This is a genomic window from Streptomyces sp. NPDC057682 (assembly GCF_042799575.1).
Lineage (GTDB): Bacteria > Actinomycetota > Actinomycetes > Streptomycetales > Streptomycetaceae > Streptomyces.
On the sequence record NZ_JBHVIN010000015.1, the window covers coordinates 64,004 to 90,213 of the forward strand.

The following is a 26,210-nucleotide window of genomic DNA, read 5'->3' on the forward strand; positions in this document are numbered from 1 at the left end:
CCGCAGTGGACGGCCCCGAGTCCGGCGGACAGCGGGGCAGAATCCGCATAGGGATGCCGGTCGGGACCTCAGCCTTTTGGTTCATGGGGCGGGCATGTCATGCCTGTGAACGCGTGGCCGGGAACGCCTGTGCTCGGGCACCGACGACGAGGAACGCCGCGATGCTCAGGCCGAGTGCGGTCCAGGCCAGGGCTGGAGCACTCGCTTGCGTGCCCAGGATCGCGCCGCCGACGATGCCGCCACCGGCGACGGCCAGGTTGAACACGGTCACGAATACGGACTGCGCGGTGTCGGTGTGCTCGCCGGCGCGGTCGGCCAGGGCTGTCTGCAGCAGCGCGGGCGCGCCGCCGAAGCTGAGGCCCCAGACCGCGATCGCGAGGGCGATCAGCACGGCGCCGAGGAACGGGGCAGCCAGGGCGAGGGCGGCCGATGCCATGAGGGTGAGTACACCGAGCACGGTTGTGCGCAGTGCTCGGTCGATGACCAGGCCGGTGACGGTGATCCCGAGGAAGGAGGCGACGCCGAAGACCGCGAGCCCGACGTCGAGGCGCAGTCCGGTCGGGGTGAGCAGGGGCGCGATGTAGGTGTAGAGGATGTTGTGCGCGAGGACCCACATGAGTGCGACGGCCAGGACCGTCCTGACACCGGGGAGCAGGATCACGCGTCGCAGCGGCAGATGCGCCGACGGTGCCTGGCCTGGCACATCGGGCACGACGGCGGCGATCCACGCGGCCAGTGCGGCCGCGGCCAGCGAGATTGCGGCGAATACCCACCGCCAGTCCACGAACGAGCCGGCGAACGCCCCCAGCGGAACTCCGGCGGCCAGAGCGATGGGCTGGCCGATCCCGGTGACGGTGAGCGCGCGTCCTTGCCGGTCCGGCGGGACGAGGCGGCGGGCGTATCCGGCCAGCACACCCCACACGAGCGCGGCGGCCGCGCCGGCGATGAACCGGGCCACCAAGATCAGTGGGTACCCGGGTGCGAGCGCGGTCACGGAGTTGAACACCAGCAGGGTGAGCACCGCGGCCAGGAGCACCTTCTTCCGGCTCATTCGTCGGGTCGCGGCCACGAACGGGATCGCGGCGAGCACCGATCCGATCGCGTACAGCGTGACCAACTGCCCTGCCGCTGGTTCGGAGACCTCCAGCCCTGCCGCGAGTTGCTGGAGGAGTCCGGCGGGGATGGTCTCGGTGAAGATCGCGAGGAATCCCGCCGCGGCCAGGGACAGGAGCGCCGCCCATGGCAATCCTGTGGGCTGAGCGTGTTCGGCCGCGCCGGCCTCGTGCGTCCGTGTGGTCACTGACCGGCCCCGCCGAGGTCTCGGTGGCGCTGTATGTGGGCCAGCGAGGCCCAGTCGTCCTGCCCGTGCCCGGCCTCGATCGCGTCGGTGAGGAGTTCGGAGAGCAGATCGGCCACCGGGAGTCGGAGCCCGGTCGAGGTGGCCTGGTTGCGGGCTAGGTCGACGTCCTTGCGTCCCAGTACCGGGGTGAACCCGGCCGACGAGTATGTCTGGCGGGCGATGAGCCCGCCGTAGTTCGTGTACACCGGGCCCGGTGTGATCGTCGAGGTGAACAGTTCCACCAGGGTCTTCGCGTCTACACCGCCCCGCTCACCCATGGCAACGGCTTCGGCCATCGACTGGATCGCCGAGGCGATGAGCACCTGGCCGGCGGCCTTGACCACGTTCGCGCGTTGTGGTGAGTCGCCGACCGGCCATACGCGGGCGCTGATCGCTTCCAGGAGCGGGCGCACCCGCTCGACCGCGTCGGGCGCCCCGGCGGTGACGATGTTGAGCTTGCCCGCCGCGGCGACCGGCACCCCGCCGAACATGGGCGCGGCCACATAGCCGACCCCCTTGTCCGCGTGGATCGCCGCTGCCTCCTGCGCCAACGCCGGGCTGACCGTCGCGAGGTTCACGTGTACCGCCCCCGGCGGTGCGGCGTCGAGCGCGCCGCTGTCGAGGACCACCTCCCTCACCGCGATGTCGTCGGCAAGCACGGAGAAGACCACCGGTGAGGAGAACACCTCTCCCGGCTGCTCCAGCCGTACCACCCCGGCCTCCATGAGTGGTGCGAGCCGGTCACGGTCCCGGTTCCACGCCGCCACCCGGTATCCGGCCCGCGCGAGATTGCGGGCAATCGCCGCCCCCATGCCTCCGGTACCGACCACGGTCACATCGGTCATCACGTCCACCTTTCACAGTTGGAACCGTCTGAAGTGGTTCCACCATACAGGCGGCCTCGCAATGGAACCGCCTAAGGTGGTTCCATGACTCATCCCGCTGCCCCGAGCACCGCTGCCGCGAGCCACCCGATGTTCCGGCTCGACAACGAGCAACTCGCATTCCGCTTCACCGCCACCCTCAGCGATCGGTACGGCGCCCAGGTCGAACGGCTGCCCGATCCAGAACGGCTGGACGACTGGCTCGCTGCCAACGACGTCGTCGTCGGCAGCGAACACGCCACGCCCGCAGACCTCGGCCTGGCCCGGCGACTCCGTGAGGCGGTCCACCGCATCGGGACCGCGATCGCCCGCGACGAGCCGACGGCCGAGACGGATCGAACCGTGCTCAACCGGCTCCTGTGCGACGAACACCTCTGCCCCGAACTCACGGAAACCGGGCTGCACTGGCGGCCCGTCACCGGACACCATGTGCGCGGCGCGCTCAGCCGCATCGCCCACGACGCCGTCACCCTCCTCGGCGGCCCCCGGCGCGGCCAGGTGAAGACCTGTCAGAACTCCGATTGCCAAGGCCTCTACGTCGACACCAGCCAGGGACAGAACCGCCGCTGGTGCTCGATGAACATCTGTGGTAATCGTGCGAAGAAGGCCCGCTTCCGCAGCCCGCGCACCATGGACGGCACCAACTGACCGGAGGGGCGGCACGGCTCTTCCGGCGCAGCGGCAGGCTGCCGGGCCCGGTGGCGGCCGCCACCGGTGAACGGTCCGCTACACGCCACCGTCACAGCCAGCCCTGCTGGACGCTCCCCCGCAAGCACCTCCGCGGCGGCGTAGCTGAGTGAGGGGACCGGGAAGGTTCCCGTGTTCACCGGTAGATCGACCACCTCGGCGCCCCACGATCCCGGTCGTCGGCGCGATCACCCAGGCAGGGGCTCGGCTGATCGCCAAGCCCTCTCGCGGCGCCCGTGCGCCCGGCACCCCGCCTCCTGCACGGCCCAACCCGGCGGGCAGCCGTTTCCGAACCTGCACCGCGCGTGGGCCCCGGCCTTCGTGACCGCGAGATTCCATCCGGCCGTTCGCCGGTCAGCGTGCGGCGGGGAGCAGCCGTTCGGCGCCGGCCCGGTCCCCATGACCCGGACGAGTGCCGCGAAGCGCGGGCGCGATGGTCAGGAGGGCAAGGACCGCGAGCGCGATGCCCAGCACGAGGGGCGCGCGGAGCCCGTAGGAGGGGACGAAGGCCGAGCCGATCGCGGAGCCGAGGATGACGCCGAGGGTGATGAACGATGCGTGGACGGTGTTGACCAGCGGTGACGTACTTCCCGCGCGCTGCACCCGTACGGCCATCGCCGGGTTCATCGTCACCCCGGTCAGACCGATGCCGAGCATGGTGACGAGGGCCAGCGGCGGGGCAGCGGTGAACAGGGCAAAGCCCGTCAGGAAGAGCGCGTTGAGCGCGGTGCCGGCCAGCAGCGTGGGGATCGTCCACCGGTCGGCCAGGCGGGCGACGACCGTGTTGCCGACGAGCGTCGATGCCCCGTACGCGAGCAGAAGCAGCGGAACGATGTCGTTCGAGAAGCCGGTGACCTCGGTGAGGACCGGTATGAAGAAGCTGAACGCCGAGAACGTGGCCCCGATGATCAGGGTGCTGGAGACGAGGGCCAGGAGGAACCGGGGGCGGCGCAGCACGGTGAGTTCCTCCCGTGCCGAGGTCCGTGCCTCCTTCCGCGCGCCCGAAGCGACGGGAATCCGCACGAACATGACGGTCAGGGCGGCGGCAAGGACGGTGAGGGCGGAGATGGCCCAGAACGCGGCGCGCCAGCCGAACCGGTCACCGGCGAAGGTCGCGATCGGCAGACCGAGCAGGGTGCCGAGCATCAGCCCGTTCATCGCCACCCCACTGGCGCGGCCTCGCATGTTCTCGTCCACGAGCCGGGCGCTCAGCGAGATGCCGATGCCGAAGAACGCCTGGGAGGCGACGCCGCTGATCACCCGGGCGCCCACCATGACCGGGTACGAGAGCGACAGTGCGGCAAGGACGTTGCCCGCGAGGAAGATCCCGAAGATCACCAGCAGTGCGGTCCTCGGTGGTACGCGCAGCAGAAGCACCGTCAGGGCCGGTCCGCCGACCGTCATCGCCACGGCGAAGACCGTGACGAGATAGCCGATCTGCTCGATTCCGACGCCGAGGCCCGAGGCCAGCTGGGGCATCAGCCCGGCGACGGCGAATTCGCTGGTGGTCATCGCGAAGATGCCCGCGGCGATGACGTGGACGGCCGCGGGCACGGCCCGGGGAGGGGCCGTGGTGGTGGACGAAGGCATGACATCTCTTTCTGTAATTCAGAATCCAAAATGAGGGCACAAGAATGCGCCCGGCCGGGGACCGGGCGCGGGTCAGCCCAGGAGCGCGCTCAGTCCCGCCAGTGCGATCCGTCGCAGCTTCTCGGGCTCCATACCGGACTGGGCGGTGACGCGCAGACCCGAGACGACGGTATTGACGAGTGCGGCGCCCTCCTCGGGGGTGACCCTGTCGGGAATGGAACCGTCGGCCCGGCCCGCGCGCACGGCTCCCGCCAGCAGGGCGGTCCGGGCGCGCAGGTCGCGGTCCAGGATGTCGGCGACCCGGGCGTCGCGCTTGCGCAGATCCGGGCTCATGAAACTCTGGACGACCATGCAGCCGGCCGCGTGGCCGTTCCGCGCGGCGGATTCCTCCTCGCCGATCACGATGTCGATCAGTGCGCGCAGCCGGTCCGCACCACTGAGCGCATCGTCCCCGAGGACGCCCGTCTGGCGCTCGCGTATCACTTCGACATAGCGCTCCAGGGCGCGCACGAACAGTTCATCCTTCGAGGTGAACGCGTTGTACAGACTGCTGCGCCGGACGCCGGCCGCCTCGCAGAGCCGCTCGGTGGAGGTTGCGGTGAACCCGTGCACCCGGAACTCGCCGGCGGCGGCATCCAGGACCGCGGTCTCGTCGAACATGCGTGGTCGTCCCATGGCGGCCACGCTACCAGGTTATGTATTCGGCAGTACAAAATTGGTGCTCCACCTTCCCGCACGCCGTGCGGGAGGTGGCGGTGATGCCTGGCCCGAACGCGGCCGCGCCCCATAGGAGTTCGCGCCTGCGGTCCCGGGGCGGACGCGGCCACCGTACGGACGGGCCGGGCGACGGTGCGGGGTGGGCGGGCCGGGTGAGCGGCACGCGGGTGCTGACCGCCAGGGCGGCGACGGCGAGGGCCGTGACGAGGGCGAAGGTCCACAGCTGCGGGGTGGTGGTTCGCGCCGTGATGCCCGAGAGCAGGGGGCCGATCCCCGCGCCGAGCACCATCGAGGCGGAGGCGATGAGTCCTCCGGCCCGTTTGCGGGTGCTCGGGGCGACGTCGACCACGGCGGCCATGCCCGCCGTCACGGCGCCGCCGACGGCGACGCCGGCCAGTAGCCGGGCCGCCAGGAGCCACAGGACGCCTTGGGCGAGCAGGAACAGCAGGGCCGATGCGATGGCGGCCAGCATCGCGGGCACCAGCACCACGCGGCGCCCGTACCGGTCGGCGGCTGCAGCGTGGGCCGGCGCACGCGGATGCCGCCAAGCTCGTCTCCCGCACCGTTCTCTGCCTGATCGCTGTGCCCCCGCCGGAGGGGACGACGGCGATCCTTGAGGGCATCGACGGCTTCGTCCAGGAACAGCTGCGGCCGATGCGTCGTGCCATGGGCGGGCTTTACCTGCGGAAACTGCTGGTGACGTGGCTGATGGACACCACCAACATCACGACGACCTACCTGTCCGCCCCGGCCGGTCTGCCGCTTCCCGAGCACGCCGGGGCCGTCGTCGAACGCGTCGAGTCGGTGTGCACGCTGCTGGATCGGGTCAGTGCCCTGCTGATGGCCGACGCCGATCCCGCGGCTTCCTGGCGCCTGGCCCTGAGTCACGCGGCGAAGGCGGCGACGCGATGAGCGGGTTCACGGTCGGGCTGATCGGCGCCGGTGCGGTCGGGCAGAGCGTGGCCGCGCTCTTGGTCCGGGAACGCTGGTGCGCCCGCCTCATGATCGCCTCCCGCACCCAGGAGTCCGCGACCGGGCTTGTCACCGATCTTGAGGACATGCGGGAGATCACCCGGTCCTCCGTACGAGCGGAGATCGCCCCGGTCGCCGCGATGCCCGCGGCCGACGCCATCGTCGTGTGCCCGCGCGCCACGTTCACGAACACCGCCACCAGCGACATCCGGATGGCGGGACTGGCCGCCAACGCCCCGTTGATCCGCTCCCTGGCACAGGAAGTAGCCGGATTTGGTGGGCACGTCATCGTGGTGACCAACCCGGTCGACGTCCTGGCCCGCGTCTTCGCGACCACGGTCGGCCCGGCCGCGCGGGTGTACGGGATCGGCTCCAGTACCGACTCGGCCCGCTACCGGCTCGCTCTCGCCGCCCACCACCGGGTCCCGCCCGCCGCCGTACGCGGTTGGGTGATCGGCGAGCACGGCGACGACGCGGTCATCTGTGCCTCGACCACCACGGTCAACGGCCGCACGGTCGAGGTGCCGTCGGAGTACGTCCGGGCCCAGCTGGCGGCACGGCCGCGCCAGATCAACGCCGGGATCGGCCGCACTCGCTGCGGTCCGGCCGGCGCAGTGCTCGGCGCGCTGCGCAAGACGCTCGGTGTCAGCGACGGCACCGAAGTGCTCTCCGTCAACCACGACGGCGTGTGGCTCGGAATCCCGTTGCAGTTCTCTGCGGGCCGCCCGACTGTGGCCCTGCCCGACCTCGATCCTGATGAACAGCGGCAGTTCACCGCCGCCCGGACCAAGCTCGACTCCGCCTATCAGCAGACCCTTCAAGGAGTGACCGCGTGCTGAGCGCTAGCGCCACCCGGATCCATGCCGACACCGCGACCGTCACGGTCATCAGCGACACCAAGGACATCACCGACTGGGCCCTGCGCTATTTCGGCGGCTGGTGGAACGCCACCGCCGTGAACGCCCCGGACGCGTCCGGCGGCAGCGTCACCGACGGCGGCGCCCTGCTCCTGGCCGACGTCGACAGCGACCGCATGGCCGACATCGAGACCCTGGTCGGCGGCTACGAGCACAACGAGGTCGACTACGCGAACGCCCGCACCCTGGTCGCCCGGCACGAGGACGGCGTGATCTACGCCGCCCAGCCCGCCGTACGCCTCGCCTACCGCTACGACCCGGCCACCCGCCAGCTCGTCATCGTCGGCGCCCACACCGAGCCGGTCGCCGTCGCCGCCTCCCGCCTCGCCCGCGAACTCATCCGCGGCCAGCTGCTGCGCGCCGGGTTCCACATCCTGCACGCCTCCTGCGTCGTCCGCGACGGCCGTGCGCTGCTCACCTTCGGGCCCAAGGGCGCCGGCAAGACCAGCACCGCCCTCCTGCTCGCCCGCGAAGGATACGACCTTCTCGCCAACGACCGGGTGTTCGTCCGTCCCGAGGACGGTGCCCTGAGGATCCTGCCGTGGCCGTCGGCCGCCGCGATCGGCTTCGGCCTGCTCGAATCCACCGGCTTGTACGAGCCGCTGCGGGCCCGCGTCCTGGACGGCGAGCAGATGCACCCCACCCAGGACCAGCGCGTCACCGACGCCCTGCACACTGGCAGCACCAAGCCGATCTGGAACGCCAAGGGCAAGGAACTCAAGCCACAGTTCTTCCCCGACCAGCTCTCCTCGATCCTCGGCATGACGCTCGCCCCCCAGGCACACGCCACCGCGCTGCTCTTCCCCCGCGTCGAGAAGGACGCCGAGCCCCAGCTCGTCCCGGCGCCGCGCGCGCTAGAGGAAGAGGACTTCTTCACCAGCAAGACCGAGGACCGCTACCCGGACATCTTCCGACTCACGCCCGACAAGGCAGCCCCGACCACCGACGTAGCCGACCGGCTCGCCCTGCTACCGCGCCGCGCCCTGGTCCTGAACCACGACAGCCGCGCCAGCGCCGAACTGCTCGCCAAGACCGCCGCGGGCCTGCTGTCCGAGTAGAAGCGCCACAAATCAGGCCGTCCTCTTTCCTGAGAAGGGGCGGCCGGCCCACCGTGAAACACAACCGAAGGGAACGGCTCGTGACGATCGCACCCGAGGCCCCCACCAAGCCTTTTGTCCCCACCTTCCTCGAGTTGGAGATCACTCGTCGCTGTCAACTGACGTGTCCCTCTCTCTGCTTCGTCCAGGCGGGCCCTACCCAGGGGCACGGCGTCATGTCCGCCGCCGATTGGAAGCGGATCATCACCGAGGCCGCCGCACTCGGCGTCAAGAAGATCCAGCTGATCGGCGGGGAAGCCACGCTCCACCCGGACTTCGTCGAGATCGTGGACCACGCCCTCGGCGAAGGGCTCAAGGTGGAGGTGTTTTCCAACCTGTTCCGCGTCCGCCGTGACCACTGGACGCTCTTCGAGCGGCCCGGTGTCTCCCTGGCGACGTCCTACTACGCCGACACGGACGAGGGACACGACGAAGTCACGGGGCGCGAGGGCTCCCACGCCGCGACCCGCGCGAACATCATCGAGGCGCACCGCCGTGGGATCCGCATTCGGGTCGGCATCGTGGACGTGCTGGACGGACAGCGTGTCGAGGAGGCGCAGAGCTGGAAGGACTCGGCATCACGGAGGTGCACGTCGACCGAGTCCGAGCCGTCGGCAACGCGGTCAAGGGTGAGGGTCTGCCGTCCACGTCCGAGCTGTGCGGCCGGTGCGCCACCGGCACGGCCGCCGTCCTCTCGGACGGCACCGTGACGCCCTGCGTGATCGGACGGTTCTTGCCCGCCGGACAGGTCCAAGACACCACACTGGAGCGGGTGTTCACCTCGCCGCAGTGGCAGCAGATCGCCGCGAGCATCCCGGCAGCCCGCATGGACCCGTGTGGTCCGGACTGCGGTCCCAACGACGACAGTCAGGGCGGCGGCGGAACATGTGGCCCCGCTGACGACAGCGTCATCCCGAACTCTGCGGGCTGAAAGGCAGGACACTTTGAAGGACTGGGAAGCGGCAGCAGAGCAGTTGGCCGTCAAGACCGTGGTGAGGGCCGAGTCGCGCTGGTTCAAGCCGCTGGCCACCACACCCAGGCACGTGTTCGTGCCCCGGTGGTGGACCAGGGCCACCGCTGGCGGTGAGCCGGTGTGGGAGTTGCGCGACGGCGCGAGCGACACTGAGGCGTGGCTGCGGGACGCCTACGCCGACACCACGCTCGTCACCCGCATCGGTCCCCACCATGCCGACCACGCCCAGGCTGGCCGGCCCCTGACCCGGAGCCGAGAGCGGCGGTCCACGTCGTCCTCCACGCTGCCCTCCCTGGTGCTGATGATGTACCGGGCCGCGTTCATCACCGACACCTCCCGGCTCCTGGTGACCTGCGGGAGCGGCTACGGCACCGCTCTGGCCTGCGCTCGCCTCCGCGAGGAGCTGGTCACCAGCGTGGACGTCGATCCGTATCTCGTTCAGGCGGCACGCAAGCGGCTGGCCGAGGTCGGCCATCATCCGCGTGTCGAAGTCTGCGATCTGACCGGCGCCCTGCCCGAGGGCACCTACGACCGGATCATCTCCACCGTCGCCGTGCCCACGGTGCCCGTCTCGTGGCTGGAGGCGCTCGCTCCCGACGGGCGGCTGGTGACCACCATCGCCGACACCGGGATGGTCATCGTCGCGGACAAGACCCCCGACGGCGGCGCCGTCGGACACGTCAAACTCGAGGCCGCCGGGTTCATGTCCGCGCGCCACGGCGAGGACTACGACGACACCTTCCCGGAGAACCCGCCGCTGTGGCAGACCGCCCAGCACGCCGACGGCGAGAGCATCACCACCGGCCGCTACCCGCTGATGTACGTACCCGACACCTGGGACGTCCGCTCCACCCTCGAACTCGAAGTGCCCGGCATCGACCACCGCCAGCACACCGCGCACGACGGCACCCGCACCATCTACATGCTCCACGCCGACGGCTCCTGGGCCCGCGCCACAGCTACCGGACGCAAGGACTCCCCGACCGTGCACCAGGGCGGGCCCCGCCGGCTGTGGGACCAACTCGACCGCATCCGTACCTGGCTCGTCGTCGACGGCGACCTCCCCATCCACGGCGCCAAGGTGACCATCACCCCCGACGGAGCGGCCACGTTCTCCCGGAGGGGCTGGTCGTCCACCATCCTCGGCGCAACCAGCATGCTCACCCCGTAGAGCCTTCCGGCAAATCCAGCGGCGCGTACGCCGAGGTCCGCCAAGGCAACCTCGGCCGCACGTCGGCTTGCCGACCGCGGCTCCATACGGTGGATCAGCACGGGACGACGCCTTGTCGTCCATGTCCTGGACGCGAAAGGGATGACCCATGACAACCGCTGAGCCGCCGTCGGCCGAGACGTCACCCCAGAGCGGGTGGGAGTGCTCCCTGGTCTGGGCGGACCTGCTGATCGGTCTCCACGTGGAATCGCTGGAGCAGGATCGCCACGGCCAACTCTTCAAGTTTTCCGAGGAGGAGACCGCCCTGTACACCGGGGCGGACCGACCCCTGGTGTCCTTCCTGATCGCGGCGGCCCTCCACGAGCGGATCCTGGGACTGGACCTGTCCTTCCCCGACGCGGTGTTCGTGCCGATCGCTGCTCCGCACGAGGAGGGCGTAACCGGCACGCTGCGACGGTCGGCCTACAACGCGCTCGAGCTCAGCCCCGACATCGAAGACCAAGGGGGCTCCTCGCGGGCGCTGTTGATGCGCGTCGCCCTGGCTCCCCATCCTGATGACCGGCTGCTGTGGGACCGGGTCCGAACGACCGCCCTGACCGTCGTGGACACCGTCGCCCGGAGAACCCATGCGCGGCACACCGGGCCTCGCCATCCCGACGCCCAGCCTGATGGCCCGTACTGGGAGCGCGGCAGCACGATCGGGGACGTCCTTCTCACCGAGCAGCACGGTCGTGAGCTTGACCGACTCGCCGAGTTCTGGGGCGACGATCACTGAGCGGCGGGGACAGGTTCCTCGGGTTCCAGGTCCTCGGCCCGAATGATCACCCGCTCGCCGCGCGGGCCCGGGGCCTCAATCCTGATTTCACCTTCCACGGTGGACATCACCGCGCGCCGCGCCTCCACCTGCCCCGGGACCGTGAGGATCACCTCGTCCCCAGGGGGAGGCCCCGGCATCACCGTGCGGTTCTCATCGTCCATCAGCCAGGCCGGAGCGACGACCTCACCGTTCCGTCCCTCGTCCTCGCCGCCGATTACCTGTACCCGCGTGCGTGGCGCCAAGCCTGCTGGCCGCTCGGCGGCGAGCGCCGCCGAACCGGCCCAAAGCGTCACCACGTCGACTGCAGGAAGCGGCGAACCGCGGCCGATGCCGCGCGGCATCCCGTCGCTGTTAGCCAGCGAGGGCTCCTTCGGCCACGGGCGGGTCAGCCAAGCCCACTCGGCGCGAGTCTCCTCTGCTGCCAACCTCAACTCGTCGCCGAGCTCGTACACCATCGCGGGCCCCTGAGCGAGGTGCCACAGCACGCTTCCGATGTCCACTTCCTCAACGGGGCGTTCCTGCCGCCTGGCCAGGCTTGAGAGCGTTACCGCGAGCACACCGCGAATTGCACGCCCATCCCACGCGTCCGCCGGATGATGTCCGAGTGCCGCGATCTCCTCGGCGCGTTGAACCGCCTGTGCCCAGGCCACTGGACGCTCCTCCGTCATGCTGCGAGCCTCCAGACGGTCTCGAACGAGTAACGCTTATCGGCGACTTCTGAGACACCCAGGGAAGCCGGCCACCGCACGCGATCAAGTCGGAACCCGCCGCTCTGATGAGACAGCGAGGGGCGTGAGACACCCGAACTGTTCATAACGAGCGCAGGGTCGGGCAGGCCTCTTGCGATGCCCCGGCTCATGCCGCCCCACCGGGGCTCCGGCGCGTCAGCCGCCCAACTTCTGTGGGTGGTGTGAGAGAGGGCGGGCTGGAGGAGGGCAGACTTCACTGGGGCCTGGGGGTCCCAGGTCCGCGTCAACCACCGCCAGCACTTGCTCACCGGGTCGCCGGCAGCCGCGGTGCGGGACAGGTCGTGGCCCGCGCGGGGGAGGACGGTGGTGACCAGCTCGGTCACTCGCTCGTCGTCGCGCAGCTGCCACAGAACTGCCGGCCAGACGATCGCGTCGACCGGCTGGCGCTCGCGCAGGTGCAGGGTGTAGAGGACCGTGGCGACGATGCCGCGCATCGCGACGTCGTCCCAGCACTGCTCGTCCATGCCGCCGGGCTGGTCGGCCGCGGTGGCGTCGGTGGCGCGCCGTACGGCCTCGCGCCAAGGGTCGGGGGCCAGTGAACGAGGGGGCATGGGCTGGCTCCTGCCGGTGGGTCGGTGCGCGGGCCTAGAAGACGTAGTCCCCGAACCTACTGGCTGGCTTGGCGAGTTCGAGGCGGGCTGCGGCCGGATCGGCGACGATGTCCGGGCGCCCGTACAGCCAGGGGACCATGGCGGCCGCCGCGTGCACCGTGGCGACCCGGTGGTCGTCCAAGCGCTCGGCGACGGCGGTGGTGACCTTGAGGCGGCTCGCAGCGAGGGCTTTCGACCTGGTCGAGCGCGGCCTCCCAGTGCGCCGACGGGCACAGGACGCCGAGAAGCGGCCGGGCTGCGGACTGCCACTGGTCGGGGTTTGGAGTTGCGGTGCCAAGGTGTCGCAGTCCCTCGGCGGAGAGCTGTTCGACCACGCCAGCGACCGGGGAGCGCGGCACCCAGCAGGAGCGGACTTCGGCGACCTGCTCCGCTGGGCTGCCGGCCACAGGCCGGGTCTCCACCACGAGGTGACCGGCCCTGATCCTCGCCGTGTAGTCCTCGTCGTTCCCGCCGGCCTCTGCGGGGCGAACAGGTTCTCGGGAAGGCCGTTGCCGTCATCGAGGGCGCCCTCCAGGTGCGACAGGAGGGTCATCCACGCGTACACCTTCTTGCCGATCTCCCCGCGCGCGTAGGAGGAGAGCCGCCCGCCGCTCGTGTCGTCCGTCGACACCGGTCGGGTCGGCTCCGGGGCCAGCACCCGTGCCCGCCGGGCCGATTGGTCCTTCGCACGCCTCGCCCGCAGCCGCTTGCCCTTGCCCACGCCGTGCTTCCCCTGTTCCGTAGTGCCGGTGGAGCGGCCGGTCCGTCAGGTGTGCTGCCGGGCCGGGAAGGCCGAGTGGCCGTGTCACAGAGCCGGGCTGCACAGACGTCGATCGGCAACACATCATCCTCGACCGCCGAACCCCGCGCGTTCAACGCAGATGGCCGGTTCACGACGTTGCCCTGGCTGAGCGTCATCTGGACACTGCAGGCGACGCGTGGCGTGCGGCCAGTCGCGCGCCCACGGGGCATCCGCCGGGGAGTGGATACGGCTGTCGCAGGCGCGAGGTCGCGTCGCGTCTAGGGTGGGTCGTATGCCTCATCCCCTTGCTGATCTGGCAGCCGGCCTGCGCTCCCGTACTCTCGCGTTCTTGCGCTCCCCGGTCAGCCGTGAGTTCTGGAACATGCTCGTCGACCAAGGGCACACCTTCGTGATGCCAGCCGCGTGGACGGCCCTGCCCCGTGCTCGCCAGATCGAAGCGCTGCTTGCCGCCGAGGGGAAGCGGGTGTCGGACGGAACGACGTTCACGATGACCGACGACCTCGTGCGAGCGGCGCGCGAGACCGGCCAGGACCAGACGATCCCCCTGCCGTTCACCCCGGACATCTTGCCCGCACCCTCGGGCATGCTCGTCTTCTCCGCCGACGAGCCGCTGGCCCATCTGCCCACAGGGCTCCCGGTGGTCGCGATCACCTGGGGGCCGCCCATGGACGGCTTCTCCCCGGGAGTGCACCTGACCTGGTGGGCGCCCATGCGAGAGGAAGACCAGGAAAAGGACGCTGCTGCCCGTGGCCGGCTGATCCCCATCATTCCGGATTTTGACCTCCACCTGCCCTTCCTCCCGCACTTCGACACCCGCCTGCACAGCCAGAAGCTGCCGTCCGGCCTGATCTACTCGGCCATCCCGCTGCGCAGCGTGGTCGCCGCCTGGTACGCCCTCACCGCGGATGGCACCACGCTCCGCGAGGAGCGGCCACCGGCCACCCTCACGCAGGCGCTCAAGGACCTGAAGGCGAAGAAGCGAGGTGTCCAGGTCGCCACAGGCAGCGGAACCGGCACCGCACACCCGGGCATTACCGACCGCGCCGCGCAGACGATGCGCGACCTGGAGGGGGCCGACTACTTCGACCCCGTGCCGGAGCTCGCCGCCACCACGAGGAAGGCCGAGCACGGCGTCTTCGACGCGTCCCTCGACCACCAGCTCGACGCCGGCCACCGGCGCATCGCCCACATCTACCGGGAGGCGGCCGACCACTGGCACCGCCTGGAGACGCAGGTTACCCAGCGGTACCCCGGCATCTTCGCAGACCTGGAAGAACTGCGTGCACACAACAGCTCGCAGTGGCAGCCCTGGTGCTGGATGCCGAGCATCCGCGTCTCGGCATGGCTCACGAGGATGTACGGTGCGCCGATCGAGCAAGCCTCCTGGGACGGACCGCGAATCGCCGCGCTGGGCGCCTGGCGCAGTGGAGGGCGCCACAGCGTCCTCACCACGCTGCCGCTGAGATCCACCGCCAGCGACCGTGTCCCCGCCGAGTTGACCGAAACGATGCCTGCTCACGGGCTGGGCCTGGTCGTCGACGACGACACAGTCCACTTGCTGCTCACCTACCTTGACGAAGTCGGTGATCGCGGCAACGCGGAGCTCGTCCTGATCTCCAACTACGGCAGACCGGCCAGCATGCTAGAGGACATCACCAAACTCAGCGTGTTCCTCACCGGTGACACGCTCCTCGACGCCGTGAAGGCAACGCAGACGTACTACGACCACGCCGCAGTCCAGGACGGCAACCAGCCCCACCCCACGGACGAAGCCCTGTATGGCGAACACGCCGACGCTCTGAGCCTGTTCACCTGGATACTCGCCGGCATCTGCACGCCCGGGGCCGAACTCCAGGACGCCGGGGTGCTGACCGGACGCAAGCTTCCGGCGCCGTGGCCGCCAGAACCGAACGTGCTCTCGGAAACGACGCTCTGGCTCCTGACCGGTACGCCCGCGGCGCGCTGAGACGAGGGATGGAGAGGCTGATGTGATGGAGATACCCGAGCCCGAGAAGGCGGAGCTGCGGATCCCCAAGGCCGCCCTGGAGGCGCTGGCGGCGGCCGTGGAGGTCCGCACCGTCGCCACCGTGAAGGACGGCGACGGCCTCGACTGGTACTACCCCGTAGGGACGCGGGACGAGGACCACGTCGAGTTCGCCCTGCTGCCCGGCGGCGAAGAAGTCTTCCTGCGCATGTCCTCTCGGCGTGACCAGACGCTCGTCGTGAGGATCGAGCAGTGGCACAAGCTGGTCGGCCATATCGTTGGGCCCACGGCGTAGACCTCGGTGTGGAGCCAGACACGGGGCATCGACGACGCGGCTCATCGTCGGCGACCGTGCAAGCTCGGTCGCCGACGGGATCGTGAGCTCCCAACCCTTGGCGCACGGTGGCGTGGCCCGGGCGCGTGCTCGATCCGGTGCCTAGATCTCCTTGAAGTTGGCCGTGATGCCCAGCTCCTCAAGGCGCTGCTGGATCTGTTCGGCGGCATCGGCGCTGAGGACGACCTGGATCGTTCCCTGCAGGTAGCTGATCTGCCGCTCGTCCAGGGCCATGTAGAACGCCCGGAACAGTGCGGCGAACCCGTCGGCGCCGTCGGCGCTGGCCAGCAGGTTGCTGGTGAACGAGAACGCCGCTTGCTTGTCCTTAGCGGTTGGAGGAGTGTCGACGTCTGAACCGCGGCCGCTGGTTCCACGGCTGTCGTTGTCGCTCGGGCCGCTGGACGGGCCGGGGCTGGTCGCCCCGCTCGGGGCGGCTCCACCCGGGGCTTCGGGAGCACTGTTCGTCGCGCACGGGCCCTCGTGAGCCGGTGCGCTGCATGTCGGGCACGCCCGGGGCTGTGGCTTCGCCAGCCGCAGGCTGGTGCTCGAAAGGTTGACCTGCCCAGGTGCGGTGACGGCGACTTCTGTGCCCGTGCCGTCGACGATGCTGACGAGGTCCTCGTTGACGGCGTCGTGGATCGCTTGCTGAAGGTCGCGGTCGCCGCCGTAGAGCAGGGGCAGCCGCGGGGCGCTGTAGAACGCGGCCCGGATGTCCGAGAGGGTCTTTCCGTAGTCCTGGTCGCGGAGGTTGTGCTGCAGGGCCCTGGGGGTGAATTCGCCTACGTCGAAGACCTTGTCCCGGGCGGCGAGCGCCTTCCAGACGGCGGTGCCGTTCAGGGCGGTGAAGTTGTCGTCGTCGTGCGTGAGCTCGTCGAGGTAGCGTTCTCCGTCCGGGTCGGGCTGGGCGAGGAAGACGATGTGCTGGTAGGCCCGCCTGAGGGCCTTCTCCAGCTGGTCCTTCGCGGCGGCGAGCTCCTTGGTTCCGGTCGTCTTGAGTTCGCTGTCGTTCTGCACTTCGGGTGCAGCCAGGGCTCGCTGCCGGGCCAGGTACTCGACGGCCAGGGAGCGTACGAGGCTGCGGCGCTGGGTGTTCGCTACCGCGTAGACGGCGCTGCTGGCCCACTGGACGGGGAGCTGCTGGGCGCCCTGGCCGAGTCCCATCGCGATTGTGAGCGCCTCGAGGGTCGCCTTCTCCATGCCGTTGCGCAGGCTGAACTGCGCGGGGTCGAGCACGATGAGGCGGGTGGTGTAGGCGGTGTCCAGGCCGCTCGTGGCCATGACCTCGGCCGCGGTGCGCTGGGGGTCGGCGGGCAGGAACTTGAGTTCGCGGAACGGGCCGGTGCTGGCCAGTTTCTGGGCGAACTCGGAGATGACCTGGTCACGCTCGTCATCGGTGATGGTGCGCCGGATATTGGTGACGAGCATCCGGTGGGTGAGCCGAGTGGACAGGAAGTACCGGGCCGGCTTGTTGTTGCCCTGCCCGCGGACGATGTCGAGGGCGCTTATGCCCCGGCCCTGGTCGACGAGTTCGTCGACCACGCTGTCAGCGTCCGTGATCGTGTAGCGCATGTCCGGCACGCTGGTGACGGCTTTGACCTCGGGTGCGCTGGCGCCGCGGCCCCGTCCGGGGCGAAGGGTGCCGACGATGCTCGCCAGGAAGATGAAGGTGGCCGCGCGCTCGGCCGCGTGCGGATTGGCTTCGGTCCAGGGGGTTTCAGGGCGCTTGAGGTCCTGGCGGCGTGCTGTTCCGGTGGAGCCGTCGTGGTTGACGATCTCGATCTCGGCGAGGCTGCGGTAGTTCGCGATGGTGCGGTCGTCCTCGACGAGGCCGCTGCCCAGGAGCGCCTCACGAACGGTGCTGTCGGACAGGGGAAGGTCACCCGGCCCGATGAGTGCCGGTGCCCACGCGCCGGCCTTGCCCCGCTGCTGCAGGGCGTACACGGTGGCGGCGAAGATGCGGATCGTGGAGCGGACACGCTGGAACCCGGTGACCCGGCTCCACTCGTCCTTCGCCAGGGCCATCAGCATGGGATGGAAGGGGTAGCAGGCGGCGACCTCGTCGGACCAGTTCCGCCGCCAGTCCGCACCGATCTGCTCCCAGACGTGCTTGGCCCATGCTCGGTCGGTGAGCCCCGGTTCGTAGAGTGCGGCTGTCGCGGTGAGGACCTCGCGGGCGGGCTCGGTGTCGAACAGTCGCCGGCGGAGGATGTCGGCGAAGTCTCCCACTTCGGTGACCGTGGCTGGCAAGCCGTTGCGTTCGAGCAGGGTGTTGAGGTCGTCGCGGCGCTCCTTGGCGGCCGCCGACAGAGCGGTCTTGTCGGTGTCGGAGGCGATCATCACCACGAGCATGGCGACGTGGGGCACGTCGTTGACTGTGTCGAGCAGGGCTCGGAGGAAGGCCATGTCCTGGGCCGCGAGGTCGGGCTTGTTGCTGCCGTCGAGGCCGTTGCCGATGTAGTCGAGGATCTCGTCGACGATGATCAGCACGGGCCGGTTCACTGCGCGGATCGCCTCGGCGATCTTGTGCTTGTCGCTCCAGAACGGCTGATAGCGCTCATAGAGGGCGTAGTCCTTGGAGAACAGCCGCCACAGGAACCTTTCGTGGAGGCTGACGGCCGGCCCGTCGAGTTCCTTCACTCCGGCCCCTGCGGTCATGTTGTCGCAGGGCAGGACGACGACGTGCGGCTGGCCGAGGTCGTGGGCGAGTGGGCGGCCCATCTTGGCCCGTGCCCGCTCGGCGACCTTCTCGCCGAGCTCTGTGGCCAGCAGGGCCTCGGGGGAGGAGGCCAGGTGGAAGGCGCCGATGCAGGCGTGTGACTTGCCGCCGCCCATGCCCTGGTCGAGGCGGGTGACGGCCCGGGCCTTGAGGTGGTCCTCGCCGCCACCGATGCGGACGGCGATCTCGGTGAGCAGGTCGATCAGGCGCTCGGTGGGGTGGGTGATGTCGCCGTAGTAGCCAGCGTCGGCGTACGGCGGCCGGTCCGTGCCGGTTGCGTGGACGGCCCGGAACAGTGACATCTGCACGTCATCGATCTGGCCGGAGGCATTGAGGATCTCGTCACGGATCTTCAGTGCCTTCCACCACGGTGTCACGCTCGTCGTCACTGCTGGTCTCCTGGGCTGGTGGTCATAGGGGCTCGTACGGTGTTCGTCATCAGTGCAGCCTCAGCTGGGCGTCCTGCTCCTGCTGGCGGCGTGCGCTCGCGAACGTGCTGGCAGCGGCGGCTTCGGCGGCGCTGCCGATTCCGGCTCGGGTGCGCAGGACGCGGGTGAAGGCGATGGAGTCCGGGTCGTTGTCGGGGAGCCGGTCGGCGAGGAACTGCACGGTCGACCACAGGTAGGTGTCGTCGACTCCTCGCTCCGAAGCCGCCAGCACCTGACCCATGGCCTGCAGTCCCTCGCCGGATGCTGCGGCGAGCGCCAGGGCAACGTCGATGGAAGCGGAGTCCCCGTCGACCTTGCCGCTGTATTCGCGGGAGGTGATGAAGCGGACGCCCTTGTCGGCGTCTGCGACGAGGTTGCGCACCGAGGCCAGGTCGAGGGAGGACGCGAGGGCCTGCCACCGCAGCTCGGATTTCGCCTGGACCTGACGGCCGTAGAGCCTGATCCACCACAGGGCGAACCGGGTGCGGGCGTCGAAGGCTGCCAGCGGCTGTCGGTTGACCTCGACCGCCATGGCCTCTTGGACCGCGGCGCGCGCCAGCGGCAGGAACGTGTGGATGTCGACGGGCGCGCCCTTGGCGTCGAGGACTTCGCTGTAGCGGCCCACGACTTCCATGGCCGGGCCGGCGGCGGCCATCAGCATGTCTGCGGGTGCCAGGCCCCACCGCTCCCAGTCGGGGTAGCGCTGCTTGATCTCCGTTTTGATCTCCGCCTCGACGGCGCCCTTGCGGCCGGCCGGGCGGCCCGCCGGGGCCGGGCGGCAGGCCATGGTCAGGGTCGTCTCGATGTTGGCCTTGCCCTGCTGGCCGCCGGACTCGGTGTTGGCCGGCCAGGAGCCGGTCATCACCAGTCCGGCTCGCTCGATCGAGTGCAGCAGCCGCTGCCACACCTCGGGTTCCCCGTGGCCGAAGACGATCGTGACCACACCGTCGTCCCGGACGACCTGCCGCATCTGGGCGAAGGCGTCGGCGATGAGCGTGTCGTAGTGCTCGCGGGTGCGGTGCTCGTCGGGGGCTTCGCCTCGTACCCGCTTGACGATGATCTCCTGGCTTTTGTCCTGGCAGCCGTGTGGATCGGCAGTGATCGCGAGCTCCGGCCAGGTGTTGTGCAGGCACCGCTTGGCCCACGTGTAGAAGAGGTCGGAGGCGTCCGCGTACGCGATCATCTGGTCGTACGGCGGGTCGGTGACGACCGCGGTGAAGGTGCGAGGCGGGAAGGGCAGGGCGGTGGCGGTTCCCCGCTGTACGGAGGCCGGTGCGCCGCGCAGGTCGGCGAACAGGTTGCGGCACGCGGCCAGCACGTTGCTCGCGATCGACTTCCATGTGCCGGGGCCGTCTCCGATGCCGGCCTCGAAGAAGTCGTGGGAGAAGGTGATCGACCCTTCGTTGACGAACAGATCCCCGACCTGCGCACCGCCCTTGCTCTGGAACCGGGCGCCGCGTGTGGAGCGGCGCAGCTTCTTCACCACGACCGCGGTCGCATACCCGGTCAGGGCCCGCACGTAGTCCCGTGACATTCCGGCGGCGGTCAGTTCGTCGCCGAGCTCGTTGATGATGCGTGCGAGCCGTACGTACGACAGGGTCTGGCGGGTGACCATGAAGTCGCCGTAGGTCTTCGCCCCGTAGATGCTCGGGCCGATGATGTTGTTGTTGCCCGGTGCGATGCCTTCGTCGGGAACAGCGGGCAGGAACGGGCTGAACGCCGGCTCCGCGGCCAGTGCCCGGTCGGCCGCTGCGACGGCCTCGCGTTCTGCGTCCGTGGGCTGGCGGAAGGTCTTCTGGCTCTTGGCGTCGGTGTCCGCAGCGAGGACCAGAGCGTCCTGACCTTGTCCCTCGTCCAGCAGGCGGCGGTGAACGGCGAGCGGGTGGACGTGGTTGCAGAACACGCAGATCGCGCTCTTGCCCGCTACCTTCTTGCCGTTCACCACGGCGTTGGTCAGCGTGGGCGTGCGGGTGGGCTTTCCGGGGGTCACGACCGCTTCCCACGTGCCGGAGGCCCGGTCCGCGTCGATGTAGAACGACACGGCCCCTCTGTCGCCACGGGCCGGCATCAGCTCGTAGGAGCCGATGAGCGGGAACCGGTGGTGGCATTCCTGGCAGGGGATCGTGACGGACCACAGATAGCCCCACGGCAGGGCACCGTTGTGGCGGGGGTAGACGTCGCTCATGGCGGCCGCGTGCCGGGTCTGGATCTCCGCGAACAGCGATTCGAGATCGCCGAGCAGCCGGTCCGTACGGGACATCAGGAGGTGGTCCCGCTCCTCCCCGAAGGGAAGCTCGGGCTCCTCGCTCCAGTCCTCGAACGGCGCGGAGGTGAGCAGGTGGCTGGCGAGTACCGCGACCGGGCTGTAGTCGACGGCCGATGCCCGCACGCCCAGGCGCGCGGATTCCAGGGGGATCATGCCCCGGCCCGAGAACGGGTCGAGGGTGGTCGCGCCTTCGGGATTCGTCTTGGCGATCTCGGCCTGCAGCTCGCCCCATGCGGCGTAGCGGCCTGTCATCGCGTCCCGAACCAGATTCTGCAGTCGCGTCTGCTCCTCGGCGTCGTCGGGCCACGGCAGCAGCGAGCAGATGGTGGCGGCCTTGGCCTGGGCGGTGGGCCGCTTGGCGAACCACATGAACAGGGAGATCTCGCTGTTGCCGGAGCCCCAGCCCTTGTCGCTGTTGGCCGACACCTCCGCGCTGGGAAACCATCGTTCGATCATCCTGGTCATGCGTTGCTCCCCGGTGCGTTCTTGAGGCTGCTGCCCGGGACGCGGAAGACCGCGCTCCCGGTCATGTCGTTGGCGAAAAGGGTGGCGGGGTCCTGGTAGGCGCCGAAGAAGCGGCCCCGGCCGTCGGCACACTGGTCGATGACGTAGAGCCAGTAGTCCTTGCGGTGCTGGGTGGCGATCAGGACCTCGTTGCCGGTCATCCGGATGCCATCACTGGCCGCGCTGCCCAGTACGCCCTTGACCTCGACGTGGCGGATCTGGCTGTTGCGGCGGGCTTCCAGGTCGTAGCCGCGGCTCTCGGTGTGGACGTCTTCCACAGTCCACCCGTCGTCTTCGAGGAGGTTCTGGACGTGCCGCATGGAGACCAGCTCGGCATCGATCTCCGCCTGGACGGTGACGTCGGCCGCGGCCACTACACGGATCCGGCCGATCAGCCTGGGGTCGGTCAGCTGCACGTCCGCGAGCCGTTCGAGTTCGTCGAGCCGCTGGGCGGTCTGGGCCTGCAGCTGGCGCCGCAGCTCGACCCGCTTGGTCCGGTCGTCGATGTTCTCGGTAAGGCTCAGCGGCAGGTTGGTCAGGTCCCGGCGTGCCTGAGCGAACCAGTCGGCCCGTACCTGCCGGTGTTCGGTGACCGTGGCGGCGGCCACCTCGCGGGCCGTCGTGAGCGCATGCCCTTCGCGTGCGGGATGGGGCGCGGTCCCGTGCTGGCCGGTGGGCACCAGGTTGGCCAGGGTCTCCCACCGCACCGGGCGGGCGTTGCCGCTGTCGTCTACCTTGACCAGGCTCGCCCAGATGCTGGCGCGCTTGCCGTCGCTCTCGGTCATGGTCGCCGTGTACGCGTACAGGTCGTACGGGGTGAGGCTGGTGGGATCGGCGGCGGCGCCGGACCGGTGCAGGTCCTCGGCCAGGGCGTGCTCGGCCATGCCGATCAGGTCTGCGAACCCCGGCTCGCCGGGCCCGAGGGTGATGGTGTCGCCGACGTCGATGCTCTCCGCGGCTTCACGCATCGCGTCGCCGCTGGTGGCGATGTGGACCTCGCTCGCGCTGCCGAGCGTGGCCGGGAACCGTGCCCCGCCGGTCAGCGACAGTCGCCGGAATCCGGTGCCGGCGGCGGTAGGGGCCGACCGGAGCACGCCGGCGGCGGCGAGCCGGTCGAGATACGCCTCGACGATCGCGGGGTTGATACGGGCGAACAGGTCGCGCTGGAGCAGAGTCAGCGCGGCGACTGCGTCGACCTGGCTGGCCAGGCGGCGCTCGTTGTCGCGCACCTGCCGGGCCGCGCGGGTGAGTTCCTGCGCCTGGACGGCGCGGGCGGCGTCGATCGCCTGCTGCTTCTTGATCTCGTCGTTGCCGTACAGGTCGGACAGCCACTTGTCGTAGTCGATGCCCGTGATCTCGGCGACGGCCGACAGGCTGTCGAACATCTGCCCGCGCAGCTCGTTCGCCGCGGTGACGAAGTGGTCCAGCAGCCGCAGGAGCGTCTCGCCCTCGCGCGTATCGGTGGCGACCAGGTTGTACAGGTGAACGTCGCGGAGCTGACCGACGCGGTGGATGCGTCCCATGCGCTGCTCAAGGCGGACCAGGGACCAGGGGATGTCGTAGTTGACCAGCACGTGGGCGGCCTGCAGGTCGATGCCTTCGTTGCCGGCGTCGGTGGTGACGATGACCTGGAACTCGCCGCGCATGAAGGCCCGGCGCACCTCGTCACGCTCGGCCTTGTTCTGCCGCCCGGAGTACAGGCGGGCGGTGTACCCCTCGGCTTCGAGGCGCCGGGCGATCCACTCGGCCGAGTCCGCGTACTCGGTGAACACCACGGCCTGCTCGCCGTTGCCCGGGAGGATTCCGTGCTTGGACAGGCAGTCCTCGGTCAGCCGCTTCCACTTCGACGGCGTCCACGCCGGGTTGCCGATCGTGGCATTGATCTGGTCCGCGAGGTTCTTGATCGCCGTCCGCTCGGCTCGCGTGGACGTCGAACCCGAGTGGATGACCTTGGCCTCGTCGATCTCCGCCTCGTCGCCCTGGTCGTCGCGGTCGGCGATGAGGGCCGCTTCGGCCTCGCTCATGGCGCCCATGTGGTCGTGGCGCCGGCGGAGCGTCTCGGCGAGCGCATGCAGACTGGACGCGGCCCGCTTGCCGTAGACCATGCGGGCGAGCGGCTGGGCCGAGGGCGCGAAGTAGCGGTCGACCATGTCCAGCGCGGCCTGGTAGAAGCCGTACTCGGTCTGCGACAGGGCAACGCTGTGGTTGTGGGCGGTACGGCCCTTGAACAGGCGCGTCTTGCCGTCGTAGTCGACCAGGTCTTCCTTCATCCGGCGCAGGAAGTGGATCGGGCCGGGCCTAAGCGCACTGAGCTCGACGTTGGGATCGCTTCCGGGGTCGGGGTAGATCTCCGGGTCGACCAGATGCAGAAGGTGCCGGAAGAGCCACTCCTTGCCCCGGTGTGGGGTGGCGGTCATCAGCAGGGCCCGCGGGGTGTTCTTGGCCAGCAGCCGGCCAACTTGATGGAACCCGGCCGCGGTCGGGGTCAGCCGGTGTGCCTCGTCGAAGACCACCAGGTCCCAGCCGGCCTTGTCCGGCCGGATCGCGTCCTGGACAGCGGGGTTGACCGCGGCCAGCTCCAGGGAGGTCACCCACAGGTCGTTGGAGTTCAGCGCGTTCTCACGGACTGTGGCCGAGGTGAGCTGTCGCAGCCCGCCGCCCAGCAGCCGCTCGAAGTCGTCCACCCACTTCGTGGCCAGGTTCGCCGGGCACACGATGATGGCGCGCTTGACCAGGCCCAGTCGCTGCATCTCCCGGATGTAGAGCCCGGCCATGATCGTCTTACCGGTGCCCGGTTCGTCGGCGAGCAGGAAACGCAGCAGCGGCTGCGGCAGCATCGCGCCGTACACGGCCGTGGTCTGGTGCGCGTACGGCTTCAGCGGCGTGGCCGCCATGGCACTCGACTCTGCGTTCGTGGCCGCCGCGTACATCCACTGAGTCCACATGGCGGCCAACACGCGAGCCGAGTCGGCCCGGCCGTCGCTCACCAGCGGACGTACCGTCTGGGTGTCACCGGCCGCCAGGTTCACCTCGTGCCGGCGGTCCTGGTCGTCGACGAGGATGAGATCCCATGACCCCGGCTCATCACCCGGGAGGGCGAACCGGATCGTGGCGAACTCGGGCACTCCGGCTGCCCGGACCCGTACCCGCTGCCCGCGTTCGAACGTCACCTCGTGCTCAGGCTGCATGGTCATGCGCGGGTCCCATAGTTCGTCCGGATCCAGCGGGCCAACAGCGGATCGACCACGCGCCACCCCTCGTCCGTGTCCTCGATAAGCCCCGTGGCGACCAGGTGCGGGGCCGCCTTCTGCGCCGTGGTCTTGGGAAGCCCCAGGGTCCGCGATGCCCGGGCCGCCATGGGCGTGCCGTACTCGGCCACAGCCCGCAGTACCTTGCGCTGCCCCGCAGTGAGCCCGCTCATCGTGGCGCGGGCCTCCGCATCGACCTGTCGCAGGGCTACAGCGATCGCCGCATCGAGATCATCGGCGGTGGCCCGCTCGCCCGCAGAGACTTCCAGCCACAGCAGGTGGGCCAGCAGCATTGTCCTTTGAGGGTGTCCCTCGCCCACTGCCACGAGCCCGTCGATGACGCCGGAGACATCCCGGTTTGCCGCGGCGAACCGGCCCTTGATCACTGTGCGGAGTTCCGCGGACGGCAGCCGGCCCAGCCGGAGCGTCCGCGCCTGCTCGACAGGGCGCCCCTCATCGTCCGGCGCGGCCGACAACATCCCCGGCCCGCCGCCGGCGAAGAGGTGGGAGACGGCGTGCCGCTCCTGCCACGCGTGCCGCCAGATCAGGGCCTGCGCACCCGGAACCCCGGCGACGGACTGGAACTCGTCCAGCACGATCAAGATCCGCCCGGGCCTGTGCTGAGCCAGTCGGGCGGGCAACTCCAGCAGCGCGTGCAGCGCCGGCTCCGGGTCGGTGTCGGGCCTGTCCGCCATGGCTAGCGCGAATCCGCCCCCGGAGATCGACACACCTGCCTGAGCGCTGCCGAGAATTTTGCCTGCCGCTGGCCGAAGCTCCTCGGGCGTGTGCTGGGCCCACGCCCGCTCCAGGCGAAGCGCCAGGTCGGAGAGGCTGGCCACCTCGAAGAGGTCAGCGGTGACCACCATCAGGCCGGTCTTCTCGCCCTCGGACGCGATCTTGCGGATCAGGCTCGTCTTGCCGAAACGCCGTGGCGCTACCAGGGTCATCAACTGGCTCTCGCGAGTCCACTCCCTGATCACGTCTGCTTCCGACCGCCGGTTGATCATGCAGTCAGGAGGGACTGGCCCGTCGAACTCGAACGGGCTCGCGGTGTCCCGCATCGTCGACTCCCAGAGGTGTGCCGCGGAGGCCTACAGAAGGTACGCCGACAGCGTACCCGGCCGGTACGCCGCCGGCGTACAGCTTCGGATGATCCGACGCATATCCGCCAGGCGGCGAGGCTTGCCGACGGCGGCATCGGCATCCCTACCGCAGGCCTCGAAGTTCAGGGCGGCCGAGGGGCGTCGGAGTCCGGACCTCCGAAGACCGCGTTCTGGATGAGGCGCCGATCCATGGTGCTCCTTTGCTCCTGCAGGATGACACTCGGTATCTTGCCTCCCGCCACTGACAATTCAGACCGACCGGTCGATGGGTGCCCCGGTGCCGGGAACGCGTACGGGCGGACCACGGGGAGGCTGCGGGGCGTTCTGCACAGCCCGCCGGGCTCTGCGGGCCCCTGGGGAC

The 26,210-nt window shown here is 69.8% G+C and carries 21 protein-coding genes and 1 pseudogene; 10 read left to right on the forward strand and 12 right to left on the reverse strand.

Going from position 1 to position 26,210, the window contains the following annotated elements; translation table 11 throughout:
* Nucleotides 1–97: 97 nt before the first annotated feature.
* Both ACFVDM_RS26125 and ACFVDM_RS26130 read right to left on the reverse strand, forming a co-directional pair.
* A complete protein-coding gene (locus ACFVDM_RS26125) occupies nucleotides 98–1,300 on the reverse strand; it encodes an MFS transporter (protein WP_383644839.1) in 1,203 nt (400 codons plus the stop codon).
* Nucleotides 1,297–2,184, reverse strand: coding sequence for an NAD(P)-dependent oxidoreductase (locus tag ACFVDM_RS26130; RefSeq protein WP_383644842.1), 888 nt, complete (start codon nucleotides 2,182–2,184; stop codon nucleotides 1,297–1,299). Before ACFVDM_RS26130 ends, ACFVDM_RS26125 begins: the two co-directional genes overlap by 4 nt.
* A gap of 84 nt (nucleotides 2,185–2,268) precedes the next feature.
* Here ACFVDM_RS26130 and ACFVDM_RS26135 point away from each other — a divergent pair, with 84 nt between their 5' ends.
* Nucleotides 2,269–2,871: a CGNR zinc finger domain-containing protein gene (locus tag ACFVDM_RS26135; RefSeq protein WP_383644845.1), complete on the forward strand. Its 603-nt coding sequence runs from the start codon at nucleotides 2,269–2,271 to the stop codon at nucleotides 2,869–2,871.
* A gap of 393 nt (nucleotides 2,872–3,264) precedes the next feature.
* Here the strand turns inward: ACFVDM_RS26135 and ACFVDM_RS26140 are convergent, their stop codons facing one another.
* The 3 genes and pseudogenes from ACFVDM_RS26140 to ACFVDM_RS26150 form a co-directional block, all read right to left on the reverse strand.
* Entirely contained in the window at nucleotides 3,265–4,500 is a 1,236-nt protein-coding gene (locus ACFVDM_RS26140) for an MFS transporter (protein ID WP_383644848.1), read from the reverse strand.
* Between the two features lie 72 nt (nucleotides 4,501–4,572).
* Nucleotides 4,573–5,175 (reverse strand): TetR/AcrR family transcriptional regulator, encoded by a 603-nt coding sequence (locus ACFVDM_RS26145; RefSeq protein ID WP_383644851.1) that lies wholly within the window; start codon nucleotides 5,173–5,175, stop codon nucleotides 4,573–4,575.
* A 10-nt stretch (nucleotides 5,176–5,185) separates the two neighbouring features.
* Nucleotides 5,186–5,725: pseudogene (locus ACFVDM_RS26150) on the reverse strand (MFS transporter); the annotation flags it as partial.
* A gap of 74 nt (nucleotides 5,726–5,799) precedes the next feature.
* Between ACFVDM_RS26150 and ACFVDM_RS26155 the strand changes: the two are divergent.
* The 7 genes from ACFVDM_RS26155 to ACFVDM_RS26185 all read left to right on the forward strand — a co-directional run bounded on the left by ACFVDM_RS26155 (nucleotide 5,800) and on the right by ACFVDM_RS26185 (nucleotide 11,122).
* Nucleotides 5,800–6,129, forward strand: coding sequence for a hypothetical protein (locus ACFVDM_RS26155; protein WP_383644854.1), 330 nt, complete (start codon nucleotides 5,800–5,802; stop codon nucleotides 6,127–6,129).
* Nucleotides 6,126–7,028 carry an NAD(P)-binding domain-containing protein gene (locus tag ACFVDM_RS26160; RefSeq protein WP_383644857.1) on the forward strand — a complete coding sequence of 301 codons (903 nt, stop codon included), beginning with the start codon at nucleotides 6,126–6,128 and terminating at the stop codon, nucleotides 7,026–7,028. The genes ACFVDM_RS26155 and ACFVDM_RS26160 overlap by 4 nt, the downstream gene beginning before the upstream one ends.
* Entirely contained in the window at nucleotides 7,022–8,164 is a 1,143-nt protein-coding gene (locus tag ACFVDM_RS26165) for a hypothetical protein (RefSeq protein WP_383644860.1), read from the forward strand. The genes ACFVDM_RS26160 and ACFVDM_RS26165 overlap by 7 nt, the downstream gene beginning before the upstream one ends.
* An 80-nt stretch (nucleotides 8,165–8,244) precedes the next feature.
* On the forward strand, nucleotides 8,245–8,913 hold the full coding sequence (locus ACFVDM_RS26170; protein ID WP_383644864.1) for a radical SAM protein: 669 nt from the start codon (nucleotides 8,245–8,247) through the stop codon (nucleotides 8,911–8,913).
* Between the two features lie 8 nt (nucleotides 8,914–8,921).
* The gene (locus tag ACFVDM_RS26175) at nucleotides 8,922–9,134 is read left to right on the forward strand and encodes a hypothetical protein (RefSeq protein WP_383644867.1); all 213 of its coding nucleotides are present in this window, start codon (nucleotides 8,922–8,924) and stop codon (nucleotides 9,132–9,134) included.
* Between the two features lie 13 nt (nucleotides 9,135–9,147).
* Nucleotides 9,148–10,347 carry a methyltransferase domain-containing protein gene (locus ACFVDM_RS26180; protein WP_383644870.1) on the forward strand — a complete coding sequence of 400 codons (1,200 nt, stop codon included), beginning with the start codon at nucleotides 9,148–9,150 and terminating at the stop codon, nucleotides 10,345–10,347.
* A gap of 148 nt (nucleotides 10,348–10,495) precedes the next feature.
* Nucleotides 10,496–11,122 carry a hypothetical protein gene (locus ACFVDM_RS26185; RefSeq protein ID WP_383644873.1) on the forward strand — a complete coding sequence of 209 codons (627 nt, stop codon included), beginning with the start codon at nucleotides 10,496–10,498 and terminating at the stop codon, nucleotides 11,120–11,122.
* Here the strand turns inward: ACFVDM_RS26185 and ACFVDM_RS26190 are convergent.
* Genes ACFVDM_RS26190 through ACFVDM_RS26200 form a run of 3 tightly spaced genes read right to left on the reverse strand, consistent with a single transcriptional unit; the run spans nucleotide 11,116 to nucleotide 12,645 of the window.
* Nucleotides 11,116–11,832: a hypothetical protein gene (locus ACFVDM_RS26190; RefSeq protein ID WP_383644876.1), complete on the reverse strand. Its 717-nt coding sequence runs from the start codon at nucleotides 11,830–11,832 to the stop codon at nucleotides 11,116–11,118. The two genes, ACFVDM_RS26185 and ACFVDM_RS26190, sit on opposite strands and share 7 nt — an antisense overlap.
* The gene (locus ACFVDM_RS26195; RefSeq protein WP_383644879.1) at nucleotides 11,829–12,464 is read right to left on the reverse strand and encodes a hypothetical protein; all 636 of its coding nucleotides are present in this window, start codon (nucleotides 12,462–12,464) and stop codon (nucleotides 11,829–11,831) included. The genes ACFVDM_RS26190 and ACFVDM_RS26195 overlap by 4 nt, the downstream gene beginning before the upstream one ends.
* 34 nt (nucleotides 12,465–12,498) lie before the next feature.
* Nucleotides 12,499–12,645, reverse strand: a complete 147-nt coding sequence (locus tag ACFVDM_RS26200) for a hypothetical protein (protein WP_383644883.1) — start codon at nucleotides 12,643–12,645, stop codon at nucleotides 12,499–12,501.
* Nucleotides 12,646–13,537: 892 nt separating this feature from the next.
* Here ACFVDM_RS26200 and ACFVDM_RS26205 point away from each other — a divergent pair.
* Nucleotides 13,538–15,232, forward strand: coding sequence for a hypothetical protein (locus tag ACFVDM_RS26205; protein ID WP_383644886.1), 1,695 nt, complete (start codon nucleotides 13,538–13,540; stop codon nucleotides 15,230–15,232).
* Between the two features lie 25 nt (nucleotides 15,233–15,257).
* Nucleotides 15,258–15,545 carry a hypothetical protein gene (locus tag ACFVDM_RS26210; RefSeq protein ID WP_383644889.1) on the forward strand — a complete coding sequence of 96 codons (288 nt, stop codon included), beginning with the start codon at nucleotides 15,258–15,260 and terminating at the stop codon, nucleotides 15,543–15,545.
* A 141-nt stretch (nucleotides 15,546–15,686) separates the two neighbouring features.
* Here ACFVDM_RS26210 and ACFVDM_RS26215 read toward each other — a convergent pair whose 3' ends face one another.
* Genes ACFVDM_RS26215 through ACFVDM_RS26230 form a run of 4 tightly spaced genes read right to left on the reverse strand, consistent with a single transcriptional unit; the run spans nucleotide 15,687 to nucleotide 25,807 of the window.
* Nucleotides 15,687–18,689 (reverse strand): DUF499 domain-containing protein, encoded by a 3,003-nt coding sequence (locus ACFVDM_RS26215; protein WP_383644892.1) that lies wholly within the window; start codon nucleotides 18,687–18,689, stop codon nucleotides 15,687–15,689.
* Between the two features lie 49 nt (nucleotides 18,690–18,738).
* Entirely contained in the window at nucleotides 18,739–21,459 is a 2,721-nt protein-coding gene (locus ACFVDM_RS26220; RefSeq protein WP_383644895.1) for a DUF1156 domain-containing protein, read from the reverse strand.
* Nucleotides 21,456–24,692: a helicase-related protein gene (locus ACFVDM_RS26225; RefSeq protein ID WP_383644898.1), complete on the reverse strand. Its 3,237-nt coding sequence runs from the start codon at nucleotides 24,690–24,692 to the stop codon at nucleotides 21,456–21,458. The genes ACFVDM_RS26220 and ACFVDM_RS26225 overlap by 4 nt, the downstream gene beginning before the upstream one ends.
* Nucleotides 24,689–25,807, reverse strand: a complete 1,119-nt coding sequence (locus tag ACFVDM_RS26230; RefSeq protein WP_383644901.1) for a hypothetical protein — start codon at nucleotides 25,805–25,807, stop codon at nucleotides 24,689–24,691. Before ACFVDM_RS26230 ends, ACFVDM_RS26225 begins: the two co-directional genes overlap by 4 nt.
* Between the last annotated feature and the right edge of the window lie 403 nt (nucleotides 25,808–26,210).

Excerpts from the sequence above, each read along its gene's own strand:
- ACFVDM_RS26130 (WP_383644842.1), bottom strand. The coding sequence starts at position 2,184 with ATGACCGATGTGACCGTGGTCGGTACCGGAGGCATGGGGGCGGCGATT.
- ACFVDM_RS26135 (WP_383644845.1), top strand. The coding sequence starts at position 2,269 with ATGACTCATCCCGCTGCCCCGAGCACCGCTGCCGCGAGCCACCCGATG.
- ACFVDM_RS26140 (WP_383644848.1), bottom strand. The coding sequence starts at position 4,500 with ATGCCTTCGTCCACCACCACGGCCCCTCCCCGGGCCGTGCCCGCGGCC.
- ACFVDM_RS26145 (WP_383644851.1), bottom strand. The coding sequence starts at position 5,175 with ATGGGACGACCACGCATGTTCGACGAGACCGCGGTCCTGGATGCCGCC.
- ACFVDM_RS26160 (WP_383644857.1), top strand. The coding sequence starts at position 6,126 with ATGAGCGGGTTCACGGTCGGGCTGATCGGCGCCGGTGCGGTCGGGCAG.
- ACFVDM_RS26185 (WP_383644873.1), top strand. The coding sequence starts at position 10,496 with ATGACAACCGCTGAGCCGCCGTCGGCCGAGACGTCACCCCAGAGCGGG.
- ACFVDM_RS26190 (WP_383644876.1), bottom strand. The coding sequence starts at position 11,832 with ATGACGGAGGAGCGTCCAGTGGCCTGGGCACAGGCGGTTCAACGCGCC.
- ACFVDM_RS26195 (WP_383644879.1), bottom strand. The coding sequence starts at position 12,464 with ATGCCCCCTCGTTCACTGGCCCCCGACCCTTGGCGCGAGGCCGTACGG.
- ACFVDM_RS26205 (WP_383644886.1), top strand. The coding sequence starts at position 13,538 with ATGCCTCATCCCCTTGCTGATCTGGCAGCCGGCCTGCGCTCCCGTACT.
- ACFVDM_RS26210 (WP_383644889.1), top strand. The coding sequence starts at position 15,258 with ATGGAGATACCCGAGCCCGAGAAGGCGGAGCTGCGGATCCCCAAGGCC.
- ACFVDM_RS26220 (WP_383644895.1), bottom strand. The coding sequence starts at position 21,459 with ATGACCAGGATGATCGAACGATGGTTTCCCAGCGCGGAGGTGTCGGCC.
- ACFVDM_RS26225 (WP_383644898.1), bottom strand. The coding sequence starts at position 24,692 with ATGACCATGCAGCCTGAGCACGAGGTGACGTTCGAACGCGGGCAGCGG.
- ACFVDM_RS26230 (WP_383644901.1), bottom strand. The coding sequence starts at position 25,807 with ATGCGGGACACCGCGAGCCCGTTCGAGTTCGACGGGCCAGTCCCTCCT.